Origin of the sequence: Rhodanobacter soli (genome assembly GCF_039523495.1) — a bacterium.
Classification (GTDB): Bacteria; Pseudomonadota; Gammaproteobacteria; order Xanthomonadales; family Rhodanobacteraceae; genus Rhodanobacter; species Rhodanobacter soli.
Genome location: NZ_BAAAFK010000001.1, coordinates 2,076,442 through 2,090,936 on the forward strand (window position 1 = coordinate 2,076,442; position 14,495 = coordinate 2,090,936).

Sequence of the window (14,495 nt, forward strand, 5' to 3'; positions counted from 1 at the left end):
CTACGCGGCGGTGCCGAACAGCATGCCCACGCCGGTGGTGACCGCCATCGCCAGCGCGCCCCAGAACGTGATGCGCATGGCGCCGACGCCGATCTTCGCGCCGCCGGCCCATGCCGCCACCGCGCCGAGCACGGCGAGGAACACCAGCGAAGTGGCGAAGACCAGCGGCAGCAACGTCGCCACCGGCGACAGCGCCACCACCAGCAGCGGCAGCGCGGAGCCCACCGCAAAGCTCAGCGCCGAGGCGCCGGCAGCCTGCAGCGGCCGCGCCTTCAACGCCTCGGTGATGCCGAGCTCGTCGCGGGCGTGCGCGTCGAGCGCGTCATGCGCCATCAACTGGTCGGCCACCTGTCGGGCCAGTGCCGGATCGAGCCCGCGGCCGACGTAGATCGCCGCCAGCTCGCGGTGCTCGGCTTCCGTCTGGGTCTGCAACTCCAGGTGCTCGCGCGCGAGTTCGGCGCGCTCGCTGTCGGCCTGCGAATGCACCGACACGTACTCGCCGGCGGCCATCGACATCGCGCCGGCCACCAGCCCGGCGACGCCGGCGACCAGGATGTTCTGCCCGCTGGCATGCGCCGCCGCCACGCCCAGCACCAAGCTGGCGGTCGAGACGATGCCGTCGTTCGCGCCCAGCACGGCGGCACGCAGCCAGCCGATGCGGTCAGTACGGTGTCTTTCGTGATGGTGTCGGGGCATGCCGGTGCTCTCGCGGATCGGGTGGCGGCATTGTGCGCAGGTTGGCCCGCGGCCGTGCAAACGCTTCTCGTCCCGGCGCAATGGGCAACGACGGTGCTACGCCCCGGCCTTCGCACCGCCCTTCAGCAGCCCCAGCCGCAGCAGGCTTTCGGCAGTGGCGACGACGGCGTCCTGCGGCGAGCGCGGCGACCAACCCAGCACGCACCGGGCCTTGACGCTGCTGGCATTCTTGTGCGCGCCCAGCTCGGGCAGGATCTGCCTGATCGCCGGGTCGCGCAGCGCCGCCAGGCGCACCAGCCAGTTGGGCAACTGCCGCGTGGGCACCTTGCGCGCGGATGCACCCAGCTGCTGGCGCAACGTCGTGGCGATCTCGCGTATCCACAGGAAGTCGCCGGCGACGGCGAGGAAGCGCTCGCCGGCCGCGGCCGGATCGGTCATCGCGCGCAGGTGCAGGTCGGCCACGTCGCGCACGTCGACCACGCCGAAGCACAGCTGCGGGCAGCCGGGCATGGCGCCATCCATCAACCGCTGCACCAGCAGGATCGAGGTGGAATAGTCCGGCCCCAGCACCGGCCCGAACACGCCCACGGGGTTGACCACCGCAAGCTCCAGCGCGCCGCCCTCGCGCGCGATGAAATCCCACGCGGCGCGTTCGGCCAGGGTCTTGGACTTGATGTAGGGCAGCACGCCCTCGCCGTCGAGGTCCGTCCAGCTCGTCTCGTCGAACGGCGCCGGTTGCGGCGGGTGGCCGTAACCGACCGCCGCGAACGAGGACGTCAGCACGACGCGACTGACGCCGGCGTCTCGCGCGGCACGCAGCACGCGCAGCGCGCCTTCGCGCGCGGGCACGATCAGCTCGTCCTCGTGCTTCGGGAGGTCCGGCGGGAACGGCGAGGCCACGTGCAGCACGTAGTCGCAGCCGGCCACCGCTTCCGGCCAGCCCGCGTCGCGCTGCAGGTCGGCTTCGACAAAGGACAGCCGGTCGCCCGGCTCGGCCCCGCCCTGCTGCAGCATCGCGCGCACCATGCCCTCGCGTTCAAGGCTGCGCACCGTGGTGCGTACCCGATGCCCCGCGGCCAGCAATTGCAGGATGCAGTGACTGCCGATGAAACCCGACCCGCCCGTGACCAGAACCGTGCTCATGTCGATCTCCCGAGGTTGCTTCGTTGCGACGCGATCGCGCGATGTCAGCCGCGGCTGGGAATCTTCAGCCCGCGCTGCACCGCCGGGCGCGCCAACCCGCGTTCGAGCCAGCCGGCGACGTTGGCGAAGCGGTCGAAGTCGACCAGCTCACGCGCTTCGTAGAACGTGATCAGGTTGTCGACCCAGCCGAGCGTGGCGATGTCGGCGATGGTGTAGTCGTCGCCCATCAGCCAGCGGCGATCTTCGAGCCGATCGTCGAGCACGCCGAGCAGGCGTCTCGATTCGTCGACGTAGCGCTTGAGCGGGCGCTTGTCCTCGTAGGCCTTGCCGGCGAACTTGTTGAAGAAGCCGACCTGCCCGAACATCGGCCCGATCGACGCCATCTGGAAGAACACCCACTGGATCGTCTCCCAGCGCCGCGTCGGATCGGTCGGGATGAACCGGCCGCTCTTGTCCGCCAGGTACAGCAGGATCGCGCCCGACTCGAACAACGCCAGCGGCGCGCCGCCGGGACCGTGCGGGTCGATGATCGCGGGGATCTTGCCGTTCGGATTGAGCGCGAGGAACTCCGCCGTGTGGCTTTCGTCCTGCATGATGTCGACCAGGTGCGGCTCGTACGGCAGCCCGGTTTCCTCCAGCATGATCGACACCTTCACGCCGTTCGGCGTGTTCAGCGAATACAGCTGGATGCGTTCGGGATGCGCGGCGGGCCAGCGCGCGGTGATGGGGAAGTCGGACAACCGGGTCACATGGCACTCCTGCGGTGAGGGATCCATGCAACGTGGGTGCTTGCCCCGGCCGGTTCAACCGCGGAGCATCGGGTGGCGCGCCGACCTCTTCCTTCCAGCGTGTTTACCAGGTTGCCTTCAGTGCACGCTCGATCTCTTCCAGCGGCGCACGGAACAGCGACTTGTTGAGTTCCTCCACCATCCGCTTCGCGGTTTCCTCGTGCAGCAAGGGACGCATCTGCCCCAGCGTCTGCGGGTCGGCCACCAGCACCAGGTGGGCAAACTCGTTCTTCAACGCCGCGGCATTCAACCGGCGTGCCAGCTGTTTGGCGAAGGTGGCTTCGTCGATCTCGGCCATGCTGCGCTCGGGCGGCTGCCGCCCCGCTGGACCGTCGTTGGCCACGTCCTTCGGCCCCACCAGCTTCACCTGCTCAAGCGAGACATTGAGCCCCTTGCCGACGTTGCGCAGGAGTCGCGCGCCGGTGCCGTCGGCCACCACGACCCATGCGCCAGTGGGAATTTTCTTCATCGCGCTCTCCTCGGGTTGCCGGCGCCTCGAATAGCGATGCGCCATGCTGCCAAGGCTAGCCTCGGGGACGTGATGCCGATGGAAAACCTGGCCCAGGGCAACAGCTTGCAGCGGCATTCCAGCGCCCGGGCTACCGCGCCGTCAGCACCTGCCGCAGGCGATCGGACGCGCCCGGGACGCGTTCGAGATGTGGATGACGCACGCCGCCGTGGTAGTCGATCCGCTGCGTGGTGAAGCTGTCGCCCTGGCGCAGCAGCAGTTCGACCGGCGGCTTCGCGGTTTTCGCTGCGATCAGCGCATTCCGCAACCGCTCGGCGCTGTAGGCGGTGCCGTCGACCGCCAGCACGCGCATGTCGCGCGCCAACCCGGCCTTGAATGCGGGGCTGTCCCACAGCACCTCGTCGATCCGACCGTCCGCACGCGCTATTTTCAGGCCCAGCGAAAAACGGAAATCGTCGTAACCGTCCGCATCTTCGGCCGCCGTGATCGCGGCATTCGGTTCAGCGGTATAGGCCAGCCGCCAGCCGCTGCGCGCCAGGCCATCGAGCGGGGCCGGCGTCGCATCGAGACGCTCATGCAGGAAGGCCGCCCAGTCGAAGGGCTGCACCGCATTCAATGCCGCTACCACGTCATCGAAGCCGTAGGTCGACACCTGCACGCGCCCCTGTGAGCCGCCGAAGAAGCGCTGCGCAAAATCGTCCAGCGAGCGCTTGCCGTGCGACAGCTCGCGCAGCTTGCCATCCACGTCCAGCCACAGCAGCGCACCCTCACCGTAGAAATCGTAGGCGCGCTGCCAGCTCTCCCAGGCCTGTGGCGCATCGTTGAAGTCGATGATGCCCTGGCTCACCGTGTCCTGCAGGCTGCGCCAGTCGCGGCCGCGCCGCTGCGCCTGTGTCGCCACCAGTTCGGCCAGCACCGCATGGGTCTGCTTCTCGTCCAGCAAACCCGAACGCGCGGCCAGCACCAGCGCCCAGTAGTTGGTCTGGCCCTCGTACAGCCACAGCAGGTCGTCGTGCATTGGCGTATTGAAGTGCGGCGTCCACGACGGTGCGGGGCGCCGGTACTTGCCGTTCCACGCATGCGAGTACTCGTGCGGCAACAGATCGTTGCCGGTGAACGGCGCGCTGCCGCGCAGGTAGCCGGGGTAGGTGCCGTTCTCGCTGGACTGGTGGTGTTCCAGCCCGATCCCGCTGAACTGGTCCGACAGCGCCAGCAGGAAATCGTAGTGCGCGAACGGGCGCGCGCCGAACACCCGGTCGGCCTGGCGCACCAGCGCGCGGTGCGCGTCGAGCATCGCCGGCGTGGCGTCGAGCTGTTCCGGGGCATCGGCGATCACGTCCAGGTGCACCGGCTGGCGCGCACCGGGATCGAGGTCGTAGCGCTTGAACCAGCGACCCGCATACAGCGGCGAATCCACCAGGTCGACCAGTGCCACCGGTGCGAAGCGCACGGTGTCGCCCTCGCGCGAAGCGACGTCCAGCGCACTGCCGAACTGCCATCCGGCCGGCAGGGTCAGGCTTGGCGCGAACCTGATCCGGCGCGCATCGAAGCCGGCCGGATACAGCAGCACGCGATGCCACTGCAGCGACAGCAGCGCCGGCGTCATCACCACGCGGCCCTGTGCGTCGGAGGTGGGCGACAGATACTGGAATTCGACATCCAGCGCCGTCACGTTCGCCGGCACCTCGAGATGGAACGCGTACATGTCCACCGCGTCGCGCCGCCACGCGATGCGTGCGCCGTTGCCGCTGATGGTGAGTCCGGCGAGCTGGTTGATCGGCCCGGTCGGCGCATGGTTGCCGGGGATCCACTGCGGATACCACAGCGTCAGCGGCCCCGGCCGCACCGGGATGCGTTCGTGCACGCGCTGGATGCGCCGCGACACGTCGCTCACGTCAACCGCCAGCGTGATCGTGCCCGGCCAGTCGGCGTCGGCTACCGACGCGGCCGACGCCGGTCCACCGGCGCCACGCGCCAACAGCGGCGATGGCAGCCACAGGCTGCAGGCCAGCACCACGACCCATCCCATACGAACCATGCCGGATCCCCTGAAGCGGCGATTGAACCGGCATCCTACGACAGCAACGACGCGATCCGCACTCCGTCTCGCCGAACGCGCGTCACCCCGCCCGCCGCATGCAGCGCTGCCAGCGTTCGTCGACGCGCTTGGCGAACCACGCGGTGGTGAGCTTGCGGGTGATCTTCGGACTCTTCAGCGTGATGCCCGGCAGCACGGCGCGCGGCAGCGGTTTGCCATCGGTCCGTTCGGCCAGCGTGAACACCCGGGCGTAGAGTTTCGTGTCCGCGAAATCCTGGCGCTCGCCCTGCTCCAGCGCGCGATGGATCGCCGAGTCGCTCATGTCGAGTCGTGCGCCCAGCGAACGCACGGCCAGTTCCGTCGCGCCGGGCGGATCGCCGAAACCGGCCTCGGGCGACACCAGATCGCCATCCAGCGCCAGCGGAATACCCGAGGCGACGCTCACTGCCTGCTGGAACGCGGCGTTGCGGCTGGCGTGCCAACCCGCGTTGAAGTCGGCGAAGCGATAGAGCGGTTGCGGATAATCCGCCGAATAACCCAGCAAATGCGCGATGCCGAAATACATGCCGCCGCGCCGGCTGAACACCTCGTCGCGGATCGAGCGCCGTACCGGATACGGATAGCCCTGCGCATGCGCTTCGGCGAACGCGATGCTCACCTGCATCGGCCCGCCGGTGTGCACCGGGTTGAGGCCGCCGAACAGGCGCTTGCCCAACGGCACCATGCCGATGAAATCCTGGAAGATCGCGCTCAGCTGCTGCTCGGTGCGCGCCGCCGCCAGCCGCTCGCTGTAACGCCGGCCATCCGGCGACTTCAGCCACAGCGCGGCGTCGACCACGAATCCCGGCACGTGCTTCGAGGCGGCGCGGCGGTCGATCTCCAGCCGTGCGATCTTCGCCAGCCCCGGGACCGCCGGATCGACCTGGAAGCCGGATTCCTGCTGGGTCACGGCCAGCACCGCGCACAGGTTCGCGGTGGTCGGTGCGAGGTCCTGCGCCGCGAACGCAGCCTGGATGTCGGTGGCCCAGCCCTCGCGGTCGCGCGCGTCGGCCGGCATCAGTCGCACGATCTCGGCGCGCACCTGCGCCGGGCTGCGCGGTGATGCTTCCTGCGTGTGTTGGGAGGCACAGCCGCCCAGCAACAGAGCGGCAGTCAGCAACGTGATGCAACGGTGGCGCACGATTCGCCCTTTCGCCGAGGGAACGACCACGCCTATGCCCGACACAGCGACCAGAACCCGATGTCGCGCCGATGGCGGTAGCCGAGCTGCTCGTACAGCTGCTTGGCGCGATGGTTCTGGTGGCTCACGTGCAGGAACGGCAGGCGGCCGCGCTCGAGGTTGTCGTTCGACAGCAGCGCAACCAGGCGCCGCGCATAGCCGCGGCCATTGAAGTCGGGATGCGTGCAGACCGCGCTGATCTCCTGCTGCGCGTCCATGCCCAGCCGCTCGCCGATCATCGCCGCCAGCCGGCCGTCCTGGTAGATGCCGAAGTAGCGGCCCAGCTCCATCGTGCGCGGACGAAAATAATGCGGATACACCAGCGCGGTCAGCGCCAGCACGTCGGCGCGATGCGCGTCGGTCAGCTCGATCACCGCCGGACCGTCGATCACTGCGATCGGCGCGGGGCAGATCATCTGCGCCAGCGGCGCAAACGCGTCGAGCACCCAGCCATGCGGCAACGCGGGCGCCACCCCGAGCAGGTAGACCGATTCACCCGGGTCGACCAGCGACGCGATCGCAGCGGACACATCGGCTTGCGCGCTCGCCACACCCAGGAACGGCGCGAACTCCGCCGGGTAACGTGCCGCCTCGCCACGGCACAACGCAATCGCGCGGTGGCGACTGCGCAGCGAGGACCAGAAAGGATTGTCGAGTTCAGGTGCCATCATCGTGCCAGTTCTGTTTCATGTTCATGCGTCGGATCAAGAGGGCCTGGTTCTTCCCGCTCCCGCGGGTCGATGCCAGCGCCTACAGGACCTGGCAGGCTTCCAGGTAATTGCCGTCCGGGTCGGTGAAGCCGAAATAGCGTACGCCAGCCCCGGTTCCGACTGGCTCGGGCGCACCGCCGTGGGCACCCACGAAGGTGTGCGCGGCGTCGGCATCCGCGACCGCTAGGATCGGGTAGGTTCCCGCGCGCCCGACGGCAGCGCGGCCCGGGTCGCCCGGTTCGCGTTGCCACAAGGTCAGGCTGGCGTTGCCCAGCGGCAGCACCGCCAAGCCTTCGCCGCCGTCGAAGTAGAGCGGCTCGGCCGCCAGCAGGGTCCGGTACCACGGCAAGGCATGGGCGAGGTCGCGCACGCGCACGATCACCGTGTCGATGCGCAGGAACGGCGTGGTGGGTGGCATGCATGATCTCCGGCAACGTCGGCAGACGGGACACGCCTGCACGGCGTGCAGGCACTCTGACGATCGTCCGGGCAAGTGCCGAAAAACTCAAGCGGGTCGCCGGACTGCCCCGGAAACGACGACCCGCGTCGTCTTCGGCGCGTGTCACGACGAGCGCTTCATCGCGACGCGGCGCCCTGCCACTCCCATCCGGGAGCGGCAAGGAAATGCCGGCGCTAGCGCAAGCCCACCGTGCCGTTCGCCGCCTTGGCCAGCTTGGCCGGGTCGTAGCCCACACCGTCCTTGAACACCAGCTCGACGTTTTCGATGTCCTTGATGTTCTGCGCGGGGTTGCCGGCGATCAGCACCAGGTCGGCGGCCTTGCCCGCCTCGATGGAGCCGATGCGCTGGTCTTCGCCCATGAAGCGGGCGCCGTTGAGGGTGGCGATCTGGATCGCCTGCAGCGGGGTGAAGCCGGCTTCCACCAGCAACTCCACTTCGCGCTGGTCGCCGTAGCCGGCGATCACGCCGCCATAGCCGGTGGGGTCCAGGCCAGCCAGCAGGGTGCCGCCCTGCTGCACGAAGGCGTGCTCGAAATCCTGCTCCAGCTTGAACACCTTCACCCACGGCGAATTGGGCGTCTTGGCGACACGCTCGCGGGTCGCCAGATATTCCACCCGGGTTTCCGGCAGCATCGCGTCCAGCACGCGCCGGTCCATCGGCGCGCGGCCGGGCACGAACGTCTCGAACACCGGCAGGGTCGAGGTGACCGCCACGCGCTTCGACACCAGAGTCTTGATCAGCTGCTGGATGCGCGGATCGTCGACACTCATCGTCGCCAGGTGGGCCAGCGCGAGATTGGTGTCCGGGCAGACGTCCGGCTGCTTGCCGGCGGTGAACTCGGTGTCCACCGGCAGCCCGTGCTCCAGGTCGTCGATGCCGAGGCCGGCTGCTTCGGTGAAACCGATCGCGCACAAATGCCCGGTCACCTTGATCTGCTTCGCATGCGCCGCCGCGATCGCCGCGGCGAGTTCGGCGCGGGTGATGTGCATGTACGCCTTGAACGACGTGGCGCCCTCGCTGATCCAGTAGTTGACCGTATCGGTGGCATCGGCCGCATCCACCAGTTCATGCATCTGCGGCGTGAAGCTGCCTTTGCCTTCCAGATACGGCCCGGTCGTGTGCATCTTCGGTCCGGGGATCTTGCCGGCGTCGATCGCCTTCTTCAGCTCGAGGTCGGTATACGGCTCGGTGCTGCCAGTGGTGCGGATGCTGGTGACGCCGCCGGCCAGGTACAGCTTGGGAAAGCTCGACGCCTGCTCGGGATAGATGGCCTCCTTCGCTTCCGGATTCACCTTCGGCGCCGGATAGAACATGTGGTCGTGCATGCCGACCAGGCCCGGGATCAGCGTATGCCCGCTGCCATCGATCACGGTCGCGCCCTTCGGCAGCTTCACGTGCCTGCCGACCGCCGCGATGAGGCCGTCGCGCAGCAGCACCGTCTGGTTTTCCTGTGCCGGCGTGCCGTTGCCGTCGATCACCCGCACATGGGTGATCGCCAGCAGCGGCTGCGCATACTTCACGAACTGCTGCGTCTGCGCCGACAGCTGCGGTGCCTGGGCCCAGACGGATGAGGCTGCGCACAGCCCGGCCAGCGCGACGACCAGCAAGGTGTTCCGGCAAGTGCTGGACGGTGGCAAGACGGACGTGAGGCGGCGGGTTTTCGTAGGCACGGTTGGATTCCCCTTGACAAGGCAGGCACCGGCCCGCCAATCGGGCAAAATTACTCCAGCGGCCCCCCTTTGGGTGAAGATGCCATCCATCCAACCGCTTATTTGTCTGTTTTCATGCACCCTGTATTCCAGCCGCCGCGAACCCACTTCCGCCGATGACTCCGCTGCAGCACTTCGTCGAGGCCCACCCGCGCCTGTTCGTGCTGACCGGCGCGGGCTGCAGCACCGACTCGGGCATTCCCGACTATCGCGACCGCGACGGCCAGTGGAAGCGTCCGCCGCCGGTGAACTACGCCGCCTTCATGCACGAGCCGGCCACGCGCCGGCGCTACTGGGCGCGCAGCATGGTCGGCTGGCGGCGCTTCGGCAGTGCGCAGCCGAACACCACGCATCACGCGCTGGCCGAGCTGGAGCAGCGCGGGCAGGTCGAGTTGCTGGTGACGCAGAACGTGGACCGCCTGCACCAGCGCGCCGGCAGCGAGCGGGTGCTCGACCTGCATGGCCGCCTCGACGAAGTGCGCTGCATGAGCTGCGACTGGCGGCTCGCCCGCCGCGCGTTCCAGCAGGCGCTGGTCGAACGCAACCCGACCTGGGCGCAACTCGACGCCACCGATGCGCCGGACGGCGACGCCGACCTGGAAGGCCACGACTTCGCCCGCTTCGACGTGCCGTTCTGCCCGCACTGCGGCGGCATCGTGAAACCCGACGTGGTGTTCTTCGGCGAAGCGGTGCCGCGCGAACGCGTGGAAGCCGCCACGCGCGCCTGGCGGGCCGCCGACGCGGTGCTGGTGGTCGGCTCTTCGCTGATGGTGTATTCCGGCTACCGCTTCGTCGACGCCGCCGCGCGCGCCGGCAAACCGGTGGCCGCGGTGACCCTGGGCCGCACCCGCGCCGACGCGCTGCTCACCTTGAAGGTCGACGCGCCCTGCCACGAGGCGCTGGCCTTCCTGCACGAGCAGGTGCGACTGGTCATGAACTGACCCGTAGCAGTCAGCTGGTGTGATCCAGGATGATCTTCCAGCCGTCGGCGGTCTTTTCCCACAGCAGCGAGAACACGCCGTCGTCCTGGCCGGCTTCGCCACGGGCAGTGCGATCGAGATGGAAGCGACCGGTCACGGCGGCGTAGCGCACTTCGCCGTGAGCGTCGGGCAGCAGGCGCACGTCGAGGTCGGCGTACGTGAGCCGGCCCATCTGCTCCTTCGTGGCGTAGTGCTTGCGATAGCTTTCGAGGATCGTGCGGTAACCCTTGCGCACGCTGGCACCCACGAACGTGGTGTCGGGCGCGTCCTTGTAGCTGCGCATGAACTCCGCGACATCGCCGCGGTTCCACGCCGCCGTCTGCTGCTCCATCACCTGGCGGATGACGGCGGCATCGTCGCCGGCGGTTGCCGCGTGGCTGGAAACCGTGCTGCCCAGGCCGACCACCGCCAGCAGAATCCCGAATCCGAGAAGAAAGTACCTTGCCGTCATGCCGTGCTCCGTTGCGCTGCGTAGTGGCCCAGTATCACCCCGAACGCAGCACCTGCGGTCACCGATCCAGTGACTTGGCGACCCACGACTCCGCCCGCTCCGCGCCACGGGCGTGAGGCGAGTTGCGCGCGTCCGCCGGGACGCCTACCCTCGGCGGACCTTGCCATGGAGCCGCCTGCATGCGCTCGATCCATCTCCTCACCCTGTGCGCCGTGGTGACCGCCGCGCTCAGCGCCGGCTGCAACCGGGAAGCCCCCAACGTCCCCGTACCCGCCGCCAGCGCACCTGCCGCCAGCGTGGCGGTGGTCAACGACAGCACCAGGCTGGAGGCCGCCGTCGACGGCTTCATCGACGGCATGTTCCAGCGCTACCCCACCTTTGCCGCCGGTGCCGGCAAGCACGAGTTCGATGGCAAGTTGCCCGACTACAGCACGGCCGGCCTGAAGGCGGACGCCGACTGGCTGCACGCGGAGCGCGCGAAATTTGCTGCGTTCGGCGATGACAAACTGGATGACAGTGGCCGCTTCCACCGCGACTACGTGCTCGCGGTGATCGACGGCCAGCTGTTCTGGCTCGAGGACTCCGGCTTTCCGTACAGCAACCCGGCCTTCTACGCCGGCGACCTGTCGCCCAGCATGTACCTGACGCGTCCCTACGCGCCGTTGCCGCAACGCATGGCGGCCTTCGTTACCTACCAGGAAGCGCTGCCCAAGGCGATCGCCCAGATCAAGGCGAACTTCAAACTGCCGCTGCCGGAGTCGTACATCACGCTGGGCGTGAACAGTTTTGGCGGCTACGCGAGCTTCTTCAAGGCCGACGTCCCGGCGATCTTCGCCGAAGTCAAGGATGACGCCCTGCAGGCGCGCTTCCAGGCGTCCAACGCTGCCGCGATCAAGGCCACGCAGGATCTCGCCGACTGGTTGAAGGCACAGAAGCCCCACGCCACCCACGACTACGCGCTGGGAGCCGCGAAGTTCTCCAGGATGTTGCACGCCACCGAGCTGGTCGACCTGCCGCTGGACCAGCTCAAGGCGATCGGCGAATCGGACCTTGAGCGCAACCTCGCTGCGCTCAAGACCGCCTGCGACAAGTTCGCGCCCGGCCAATCGCTGAGTGAGTGCGTCGCCAGGGAGAGCGCGGACAAGCCGGCCGGCGGTGCTGTGGAAGGCGCGCGTGCCCAACTCGCGGGCCTGCGCCAGTTCATCGTCGACAAGGACCTGGTGACCATCCCCGGTCCCGAACAGGCCAAGGTCGAAGAAGCACCGCCGTTCAACCGCTGGAACTTCGCCTACATCGAGATTCCCGGCCCGTACGAAAAGAACCTGCCGTCGGTGTATTACATCGCCCCGCCGGACCCGACCTGGAGCAAGGCCGACCAGCAGGCCTACATACCGGGCAAGGCCGACCTGCTGTTCACGTCTTCGCATGAGGTGTGGCCGGGACATTTCCTGCAGTTCCTGCACGCCAACCGCGCGCACTGGAAATTCGGCCAGTTGTTCGTCGGCTACGCCTTCTCCGAAGGCTGGGCGCACTACGCCGAGGAGATGATGTTCGACGCCGGCCTGGACGGCGCCACGCCGGAAGCCCACATCGGCCAGCTCACCAACGCCCTGCTGCGCGACGTGCGCTATCTCTCCGCCATCGGCCTGCACACCGGCGGCATGACCGTCGCCCAGTCCGAGCAGATGTTCCGTGACAAGGCCTTCCAGGATCCGGGCAACGCCCGCCAGCAGGCCGCCCGTGGCACCTACGATCCGGCCTATCTGAATTACACGATGGGCAAGCTGATGATCATGCAACTGCGCCAGGACTGGATCGCCGCACACCCGGGTCCGAACGCGCTGAAGGCGTTCCACGATCAGTTCCTCAGCTATGGCGGCCCACCGATCCCGCTGGTGCGTGCGCAGATGCTGGGCGGCAAGCCGGAGGCCAGGCTGTGGGTGGCGCCGACGGCCGCTGCAGCGAAAACGGAACCAGCCGCAGCATCCGAGTAAGGCACCCGGTCGAAAAAAGACGTCAGGTCCATTTGCCCTTCAAAACAAACCAGCCACGAGTCGAGGCATTCGCGGCCGAGGTCTGACCGACTGCCAGGCCCGAGCCGGTGCCGGCAGATAGACGTCTGGACGTTTTTGGCGATTCCGGTCCAAGCTGCATGGCGCTCGATGGGTACCGGTCGATTTCCGCCCCGCCCATTCGTCTTCCAAGGCGAGGGCTCATCTTCTCCAACGGGAACCGCCATGACCACCAACACCCTGCGCCTTCATCGCGTGCTGCGCGCCCCACCCGAACGGGTCTACCGCGCCTTCCTCGACGCCGACGCCATCGCCAAATGGCTGCCACCGAACGGCTTCACCTGCAAGGTGCACCAGTTCGACGCGCGGGTTGGCGGCAGCTACCGGATGTCATTCACCAACTTCTCCACCGGCAACGGCCACAGCTTCGGCGGCACGTACCGGGAGCTCGTGCCGGGCGAGCGCATCAAATACAACGACCGCTTCGAGGACCCCAACCTGCCCGGCGAAATGACCACCACCATCACCTTCCGCGCCGTGCCCTGCGGCACCGAAATGCACGTGGTGCAGGAAGGCCTGCCCGAGGTCATCCCGGTGGAGCAGTGCTACCTGGGCTGGCAGGAATCGTTGGTGCTGCTCGGCAAGCTGGTGGAAGCGGAAATCGCGGACTGACCGGCACTACGGCAACCGGCTGGCATGGCTTGCCGCCAGCAGCCACTTGCCATCGCGGCGAATCCACGTGTCCGTATAGCGGAAGTCGGCGGCGAACGGTTCGCCGCCGGCGCGGCCGCGGATGCTAGTGATGCCGACAATCAGCGCGGCGTCGCCGTACAGGCGCACCTGCTGGTCGTGGTTGCGGAACTCCTCGTAGAACGGCTCCCGCGCGGCAACCTCGGCAAGGTTCTGCTTGAGGTTCGTCACGTTGCCGTGCGAATCGACGAGCGTGAAATCCGCCGTCAGCGTGCGGCGCAAGGCATCCGCGTTGCCGGCTTCGAAGGCATGGCAGACGTCGGCCTCGGCCTGCAGCAGTTCACGGGTGACCTGGTTCGGCGTGACCGCGCCTGCGGTGGTCGCCATTCCGATCAGCAACGCCAGCAGCCAGCGCTTCGCGGCTTTTCTTTCCAGTCGTGGCATGGTCGTGAATACTCCTCGGAGCCAATGGCGCAAAGCAGAAGGGAGAGAGGGGCTGTGAGCGGTTGCCCCCATAAAGTGTCTCTCGCACCTATTTTAACGTCACGAGGAACCCATCCATGCCCTACCCACGACAGCTCCCTGCCACCGGCACGTGCCGCTGCGGCCGCGTGCGTTTGCGCGTCACCAAGCCGGCCATGCTCACCATGGCCTGCCACTGCCACGGCTGCCAGAAGATGACCGGCAGCGCGTTTTCGCTGTCGCTGGCGCTGCCGGCCGACGGCGTGGAAGTACTCGAGGGCGAACTGGTCCGCGGTGGCCTGCAGGGCGAGCACACCCACCTGTACTGCGCGTTCTGCAAGTCGTGGGTGATGACCCGTCCGGCGGGCATCGACTGGCTGGTCAATCTGCGCGCTTCGATACTCGACCCGCATGCGGACTTCGTGCCGTTCATCGAAACCTGCACCGACGCCCGGCTTTCCTGGGTGTCGACCCCGGCCAAGCACAGCTTCGCCGGCTTTCCGGCGATGGAGGAGTACCAGCCGCTGGTCGAGGCATTCGCGGCCGAGGCCTGAGCGACCGTCAAGTCAGCGCTCCCTGCACGACCGGCCGGAAAACCGGGCGGTTGCAAACGGTTCTGACCCGGCTGTTTTTCCCGAGACCGGCGACGCATGACTTCCGCCTTCGTT

At 67.9% G+C, this 14,495-nt stretch carries 15 protein-coding genes; 4 read left to right on the top strand and 11 right to left on the bottom strand.

Annotated features, from left to right (window positions below):
- The 9 genes from ABD024_RS09440 to ABD024_RS09480 form a co-directional block, all read right to left on the bottom strand.
- Positions 1–696, bottom strand: coding sequence for a VIT1/CCC1 transporter family protein (locus ABD024_RS09440; RefSeq protein WP_343851927.1), 696 nt, complete (start codon positions 694–696; stop codon positions 1–3).
- A gap of 96 nt (positions 697–792) precedes the next feature.
- A complete protein-coding gene (locus ABD024_RS09445) occupies positions 793–1,839 on the bottom strand; it encodes an SDR family oxidoreductase (protein WP_343851929.1) in 1,047 nt (348 codons plus the stop codon).
- A gap of 44 nt (positions 1,840–1,883) precedes the next feature.
- Positions 1,884–2,588 (bottom strand): glutathione S-transferase N-terminal domain-containing protein, encoded by a 705-nt coding sequence (locus ABD024_RS09450; RefSeq protein ID WP_343851931.1) that lies wholly within the window; start codon positions 2,586–2,588, stop codon positions 1,884–1,886.
- 103 nt (positions 2,589–2,691) lie between these two features.
- Positions 2,692–3,096 carry a host attachment family protein gene (locus tag ABD024_RS09455; RefSeq protein WP_343851933.1) on the bottom strand — a complete coding sequence of 135 codons (405 nt, stop codon included), beginning with the start codon at positions 3,094–3,096 and terminating at the stop codon, positions 2,692–2,694.
- Positions 3,097–3,226: 130 nt separating this feature from the next.
- On the bottom strand, positions 3,227–5,134 hold the full coding sequence (locus ABD024_RS09460; RefSeq protein WP_343851935.1) for a M61 family metallopeptidase: 1,908 nt from the start codon (positions 5,132–5,134) through the stop codon (positions 3,227–3,229).
- An 82-nt stretch (positions 5,135–5,216) separates the two neighbouring features.
- Positions 5,217–6,317, bottom strand: coding sequence for a DUF1615 domain-containing protein (locus ABD024_RS09465; RefSeq protein ID WP_343854593.1), 1,101 nt, complete (start codon positions 6,315–6,317; stop codon positions 5,217–5,219).
- A gap of 29 nt (positions 6,318–6,346) precedes the next feature.
- Positions 6,347–7,024 (bottom strand): GNAT family N-acetyltransferase, encoded by a 678-nt coding sequence (locus ABD024_RS09470; RefSeq protein WP_343851937.1) that lies wholly within the window; start codon positions 7,022–7,024, stop codon positions 6,347–6,349.
- A 79-nt stretch (positions 7,025–7,103) separates the two neighbouring features.
- Positions 7,104–7,481, bottom strand: a complete 378-nt coding sequence (locus tag ABD024_RS09475; protein WP_343851940.1) for a VOC family protein — start codon at positions 7,479–7,481, stop codon at positions 7,104–7,106.
- A 215-nt stretch (positions 7,482–7,696) separates the two neighbouring features.
- A complete protein-coding gene (locus ABD024_RS09480; RefSeq protein ID WP_343851942.1) occupies positions 7,697–9,193 on the bottom strand; it encodes an amidohydrolase family protein in 1,497 nt (498 codons plus the stop codon).
- 155 nt (positions 9,194–9,348) lie between these two features.
- Here ABD024_RS09480 and ABD024_RS09485 point away from each other — a divergent pair, with 155 nt between their 5' ends.
- The gene (locus ABD024_RS09485) at positions 9,349–10,173 is read left to right on the top strand and encodes an NAD-dependent protein deacetylase (RefSeq protein ID WP_343851945.1); all 825 of its coding nucleotides are present in this window, start codon (positions 9,349–9,351) and stop codon (positions 10,171–10,173) included.
- A 10-nt stretch (positions 10,174–10,183) separates the two neighbouring features.
- Here ABD024_RS09485 and ABD024_RS09490 read toward each other — a convergent pair whose 3' ends face one another.
- The gene (locus ABD024_RS09490; protein WP_343851947.1) at positions 10,184–10,663 is read right to left on the bottom strand and encodes a YybH family protein; all 480 of its coding nucleotides are present in this window, start codon (positions 10,661–10,663) and stop codon (positions 10,184–10,186) included.
- A 179-nt stretch (positions 10,664–10,842) separates the two neighbouring features.
- Here ABD024_RS09490 and ABD024_RS09495 point away from each other — a divergent pair, with 179 nt between their 5' ends.
- Entirely contained in the window at positions 10,843–12,657 is a 1,815-nt protein-coding gene (locus ABD024_RS09495; protein WP_343851949.1) for a DUF885 domain-containing protein, read from the top strand.
- 243 nt (positions 12,658–12,900) lie between these two features.
- A complete protein-coding gene (locus ABD024_RS09500) occupies positions 12,901–13,347 on the top strand; it encodes an SRPBCC family protein (protein ID WP_343851951.1) in 447 nt (148 codons plus the stop codon).
- 6 nt (positions 13,348–13,353) lie between these two features.
- Here ABD024_RS09500 and ABD024_RS09505 read toward each other — a convergent pair whose 3' ends face one another.
- A complete protein-coding gene (locus ABD024_RS09505; protein WP_343851953.1) occupies positions 13,354–13,809 on the bottom strand; it encodes a nuclear transport factor 2 family protein in 456 nt (151 codons plus the stop codon).
- A gap of 116 nt (positions 13,810–13,925) precedes the next feature.
- Between ABD024_RS09505 and ABD024_RS09510 the strand changes: the two genes are divergently transcribed.
- On the top strand, positions 13,926–14,381 hold the full coding sequence (locus ABD024_RS09510; RefSeq protein ID WP_343851955.1) for a GFA family protein: 456 nt from the start codon (positions 13,926–13,928) through the stop codon (positions 14,379–14,381).
- Positions 14,382–14,495: the final 114 nt, after the last annotated feature.

Bases quoted from the DNA above. Each gene is read 5' to 3' on its own strand.
- ABD024_RS09475 (WP_343851940.1), bottom strand. From the start codon at position 7,481: ATGCCACCCACCACGCCGTTCCTGCGCATCGACACGGTGATCGTGCGC.
- ABD024_RS09460 (WP_343851935.1), bottom strand. From the start codon at position 5,134: ATGGTTCGTATGGGATGGGTCGTGGTGCTGGCCTGCAGCCTGTGGCTG.
- ABD024_RS09445 (WP_343851929.1), bottom strand. From the start codon at position 1,839: ATGAGCACGGTTCTGGTCACGGGCGGGTCGGGTTTCATCGGCAGTCAC.
- ABD024_RS09440 (WP_343851927.1), bottom strand. From the start codon at position 696: ATGCCCCGACACCATCACGAAAGACACCGTACTGACCGCATCGGCTGG.
- ABD024_RS09510 (WP_343851955.1), top strand. From the start codon at position 13,926: ATGCCCTACCCACGACAGCTCCCTGCCACCGGCACGTGCCGCTGCGGC.
- ABD024_RS09505 (WP_343851953.1), bottom strand. From the start codon at position 13,809: ATGCCACGACTGGAAAGAAAAGCCGCGAAGCGCTGGCTGCTGGCGTTG.
- ABD024_RS09495 (WP_343851949.1), top strand. From the start codon at position 10,843: ATGCGCTCGATCCATCTCCTCACCCTGTGCGCCGTGGTGACCGCCGCG.
- ABD024_RS09490 (WP_343851947.1), bottom strand. From the start codon at position 10,663: ATGACGGCAAGGTACTTTCTTCTCGGATTCGGGATTCTGCTGGCGGTG.
- ABD024_RS09500 (WP_343851951.1), top strand. From the start codon at position 12,901: ATGACCACCAACACCCTGCGCCTTCATCGCGTGCTGCGCGCCCCACCC.
- ABD024_RS09455 (WP_343851933.1), bottom strand. From the start codon at position 3,096: ATGAAGAAAATTCCCACTGGCGCATGGGTCGTGGTGGCCGACGGCACC.
- ABD024_RS09485 (WP_343851945.1), top strand. From the start codon at position 9,349: ATGACTCCGCTGCAGCACTTCGTCGAGGCCCACCCGCGCCTGTTCGTG.
- ABD024_RS09470 (WP_343851937.1), bottom strand. From the start codon at position 7,024: ATGATGGCACCTGAACTCGACAATCCTTTCTGGTCCTCGCTGCGCAGT.